The organism is Propionivibrio sp. (assembly GCF_049316945.1).
Classification (GTDB): Bacteria; Pseudomonadota; Gammaproteobacteria; order Burkholderiales; family Rhodocyclaceae; genus Propionivibrio.
In genome coordinates, this window is sequence record NZ_JBMOJE010000220.1 from 1 (window position 1) to 4,781 (window position 4,781).

The following is a 4,781-nucleotide window of genomic DNA, read 5'->3' on the forward strand; positions in this document are numbered from 1 at the left end:
GATTGCCAGCTAATTCTGTGACAGTCACTAAAAGATGTGCGGGAATCGGCGCAGGTCTCCCCACTTTTGGGTTTTGCAGAATTGGCAGGCTGCTGAGCGCAGAATTGCGCTGATGTCCAAGGGTGGCCGGGCGCGAACCGGCTCCCAATAGTGCGCGTTGCACTATCCATTCGGCGGCTTAGAGATGGTCTCAGCCCTCGGAGTCGGTAGCATAGCGGACGGCTACCCCATCAGCAACTTCCACCAATGGAGGCAGCTATTCTGCACCATGCAAACACCGGCGAACCGGCTCCGAAAACCATGCCGTTTTCCAAGCTTCAGAAACCATGCGAAACCTTGCCGGGTATGGGCGTACCGACTCGGAAAACTCTGACCATTTCCAAGCTTGAGAAACCATGCCCCGCCCTATGGACTCAAGAAAGCCAGCCATTTTCCAAGCATCGCCCTAGGCAACTGGCACAGCCTGCCCCACGGCTTGCACAATCGCGCCAAGCTGAATTCAACCGCACCGGCCTGAAACCACTCAGCCCACGGCAAACAAACCGCGCAGTCGCCTTGCTGCATTGCACCAGAAAGAATCCCGTAGCAGCTTCCGTGCCGTGCCGACTCCACGCCATGAATAGCGGTCGTTGCGGCAATTCTTGCTTCCCGTTGTCAGCGTCATTGTGCAGCGCACTTTTGAGGGGTGAGACCGTCAGGGATATTTCACCCAGGCGGTATGTCTCCCGAGATTTAAGGAGACCGCCCGAATTTTAGGGGCGTCTCCGCATGGTCGCCAGCAAAGAAACCCCCCAATCAAGGCGGCCTGGTTTCGTGACGTCACGCTTTTTAGGTTTCATCCTGCAACCAGCCCTGCAACTTTCAGGTTTTCGCTGGTAACTATCCCGGTAACTTTCGCGCTAACTTTCAAAGTTACCGGCAGCAGCTTTTTTACTTGAGTAAGTTTGCCAGTAAGTTTCGCGGTAAGTTTCAGTGCCCCAGAATTCCGGCTCAGGGCGTTGCGCCGTGCTCGCCAGAGCGGTTTGTTTCTAACGGGTAGGCGCTTGGTCAAGAACCCTCGCCACATCGCGGCAGTCACGGGCAACGAACGCCACGCCACCGGCCTTGAGTACCGTTTCAAGGAACGCGGCCTGTTCTGGCCTGACTCTCCCCTTTGGCGCTTTGACTTCGACAGCAAGCCACCGGCCATCCTTCAGCATCCCGATTAAGTCACTACAGCCACGCCATCCGAACTTGATAAACGATTTACCTACTTTCGCGACTCCTGTGTTTTGTCGTTCAACAAAGGCTACTTTCGGGTGATTCTTCAGCACCTTCAAAACTTCAGCCAGGGCAGCGGCTTCGGGCTTGCGGTTCTTGCGCGGTGTCGGCGTTATCTCCTGCCCGAACAGGTCAGTCTCAGGGGCGCTCACGCTCGTTGCTCCAGAAGCCATGCAGTCGCCTTGGTGCTTCCTTCGCTGTTGCCGTGCCGGTCTGGGTGACACAATCGAATCAGCCGGTTCAGCATGTCAGGCTCGATGCCTTGTGGCTTGGCAGTTCGCTACTCGCACCAGGTGAAGAACCTTCTTCAAGGCGCTTCTTTTTCTGCCAACACTTCAAACAGGTGCGCTTCCAAGTCTGGTCTTTTTGGTATCGGGTGCCGCAAGTCGGGCAGGTCGCTAATCTCACGATTTACCCCCCTTCGTTCCAGAAAAGAGATGTCTTTTCTTTCCCGCGATTCCCGAAATGTCCCGAAACAGGAACATCCAGTACTTTCCCGCGATTCCCGCGCCCCTTATAAGAGGGCGGGAACGAAACGGGAAGAAAAACGGGAAGATTAGGCAACCCATAGCCAACCCTCCTTAAACTCAAGCAACCCCCTTGCAACCAGTCCAGAAATGGCGGATTGAGTGCGTTCTGTCTGGCGCTTCGGGTCACACACAAGGCGGCTTCGGGTTTTGTCGACGGCATCCTCAAGGGTCACACATGGGCGTCCAGGCGCGGCTCCCCCCTTACCGTAATTGCTTGATGATTTCAGCAGCGGGCCAAGTGCATCCCAGATGATTTTCTGATTGCCAGACTTCGGCGGCAACACGCGGCGGAATGCTTCGCTCGCATCTTCCTCTGGAGCGATAACGCAACTTGTGATTGCCTCGCCATCCTCATCAATGCCAACTTCAACCACCTCAAGCCTGAACGGGTGCGCCTCGCCATCCTCGCCATCCTTGCTCTTTGCCATGCGCCATTCACGGCGGTCGCAGTCGCGTGATACCTCGATAGCAGCATCAAGCGCAGCATGTAGGCTTGAGTGACCGCGTAGCCCCTTGGTCGCGTCCTTGCCAGAGTGATGTACCAACAGCACCAGGCCCCCCAATTCGTCCTGTAGCGCTTTCGCTGCACTGATAACCTCGCTCATGCTCTTGGAGTCGTTTTCATCCATGCCGGGTGCCGCTCGGTTCAGTGTATCGATAGCCAGAATGCCGCCGGATAAACCGGCGGCGATGGCGGCCTGTACCAGGTCGGCACGGTCGGCAGCCTTGCGAATATCCAATGATTGCAGCAGGAACCTGAAACCCTCCGGCATCCGGCCTCGCTTTGCCTGCCATGCTTTCACTCGCTGCGAGATACCGGCTTCACCTTCCAGCGCCACGTACAGCACCGGGCATTGAGTTACCCGGCATCCGAACCAGTCCAGACCACCAGCAACAGCCGCCAGCTTGTCGATAACCAGAAACGACTTACCCGAACCAGAAGGGCCAAACTCTGCGGCTATGCCCTCGGTAGGAAGTACGCCCTTGATTCGCCATTGAACGGGCGGCAACAAGGAAAGCTCGCCGGGTGTCAGCAGTTTGAAGCGTTGCGCCTGTTCCTTCGGACGTTCCAGAAGGGCGGCAACTGCTTTTAGTCCGTGCGCCTTGTGGTAGTCGTTCAGGTCGAAATTGCTGGCGCTCCCTTCCGGCATTTCAACCCATGCGCCCCGAACGTCCTTGGCAATGGCGGACATTTGCGATTCCTTGCCACCGTCAGCCACAAGAACCAACCGGGCGGCCTTGTGGCGTTCGCGCAGTGCCTTGGCTACTCCTGCCATTCTGCCGACTCCGAAACAGCACACAGCGGGCGCGGCCATCGCTTGGTGGGCGCTCCATGCTTGCCCAATTCCCTCGCAGAGATAAACCGGCCGGCCATCGCGAACCGGGCCACCGATAATCAGGCATCCGTCAGCAGGCAACTTGCAGCCGGGTAGAAATACCTTTTTCGCATCCGAACCGGGCGGGATAAATTGCAGGCTCGCTAGCACGCCGGAAAGCGAGTAGCACGGCAACACCAGCGCACCTTCGCAGGCTTGACCGGCAATGGTCAGGGGGCCGTGATATACCCGCAAGCCATCGGACAGCCCCAACTTTCGACCGATGTACTCATGCGAAGCGGCAACAGGTTTACAGGCGTTCCAGAGTGTTAACGGGTCGTGCAATGGGGGCTTGCTCGGCTCGGCTTGCTGCGGTTCCTTCTGGGGCGATTGTGCGCGTTCCTTGCGCGGCTCCTTTCCGTCAGTCCATCCAGAAGCCAGCGCAGCACGAAACAGAGAAGCAGCGGTAACACCTCCGTCCTTGATGCTGTTCCAGACAGAGCGGCATTCGGCCTCATCCTTGTAGTTACCTGCCCCGGCGCTCCAATTGTGGAATTCGTCAAAGTCCAGTCCAGCGGCCTTGATACCCATCGCGTGCCGTACCCATGTTTCCCGGTCGGTGCCGGGGTCGAGGCTCCACATTGCAGAAGACGCCCGTTCTATTTCGTTAATCATCGGGCGAACCTCGCGGCATCGCGCAGCGCAGCCAGAACGAAAGTCCACCACGCGGCGCGAAATAAGAAACCACGGGCGGAGCATTTCTGCCTTGATTCTTCAGCGTTCATGCGGGAAAGCCACAAGCGATTGGCGGAAGTCATAGCGGCCACCATGTCGCATGGATATTAAAACCCAGCCAGACAGCAGATAGCCACGTGAACATGCCCCATGACAGGTCTATAGAAATGCTCCCTTTCTGGCGCGACGCCAATGCAAGGCGGTTACTCTCTGCCACATGGTCAAGCGAGTATTCCGTTATTGAGCGGCGGCATCCCGGCTTGGAAATGTCGCGCTTGATGAACACCCAACCAAGCTCAATCAGTTCTCGGACGTAGGCAGCGAGTCGCCAGCCGTGCCAATAATCGGCTTGATTCTGCGGGCCTGATTTCAATGCTTGCAGGGCTTCACCGGCGCGGGTGCCAGCGGTCGGATGAATCGCAGCGAGAACGTGCGGCAGGCTTTCTGGGAAAAGGTCTGCTGGCGGGTTAGAATGGGTGCGCTTCGCAGCGGCGCTCTCAGCAGACTTTTTGTTGGGGGCGTTTTTCTTTGCCATTTTAGCCACCAATTCCGAACGGGCTTGCTGCGTCAAGTGCTTCGAGAATCGAGGCGCTGAAACCGTCATGAACATCGCGGCGAAACTTTCCTTTGAATATCGCCATGCCGTTCAGAGCGTCATAAATCACGGCTGCTTTTTCTTCCGGCATGTGGCACTGAGTAAGACTGGCGGCAACATTGGCGGCGAATTCTGCACCAACACCACGGGCGAATTTGGATAGTTTGGCGGCGTTCATTTAGGCCACCTCGCCAGCGAGCACAGCTTGAATCTCGGCAGCTTCTTGTTTGGCATTCAGTGCGGCACGGTCGCTTACCGCAACAGCGTGATGCTCTGGGCCACCAACCAGAACATTCGGAAACGCCAGACGGCCATTCGCCAGCTTCACCGGGCGAACAGAAAAGT

At 57.1% G+C, this 4,781-nt stretch carries 4 protein-coding genes; all 4 read right to left on the minus strand.

Annotation, left to right across the window (positions count from 1 at the left end; all coding sequences use genetic code 11):
• Positions 1-1,028: 1,028 nt before the first annotated feature.
• Positions 1,029-1,412 (minus strand): VRR-NUC domain-containing protein, encoded by a 384-nt coding sequence (locus ACOYNV_RS25690; RefSeq protein WP_422902659.1) that lies wholly within the window; start codon positions 1,410-1,412, stop codon positions 1,029-1,031.
• 404 nt (positions 1,413-1,816) lie between these two features.
• Complete coding sequence (locus tag ACOYNV_RS25695) at positions 1,817-3,781, minus strand: AAA family ATPase (protein ID WP_422902660.1); 1,965 nt, start codon at positions 3,779-3,781, stop codon at positions 1,817-1,819.
• Positions 3,782-3,920: 139 nt separating this feature from the next.
• Positions 3,921-4,376, minus strand: coding sequence for a hypothetical protein (locus ACOYNV_RS25700; protein WP_422902661.1), 456 nt, complete (start codon positions 4,374-4,376; stop codon positions 3,921-3,923).
• 1 nt (position 4,377) lies between these two features.
• Positions 4,378-4,614: a hypothetical protein gene (locus ACOYNV_RS25705; RefSeq protein WP_422902662.1), complete on the minus strand. Its 237-nt coding sequence runs from the start codon at positions 4,612-4,614 to the stop codon at positions 4,378-4,380.
• Positions 4,615-4,781 lie beyond the last annotated feature (167 nt).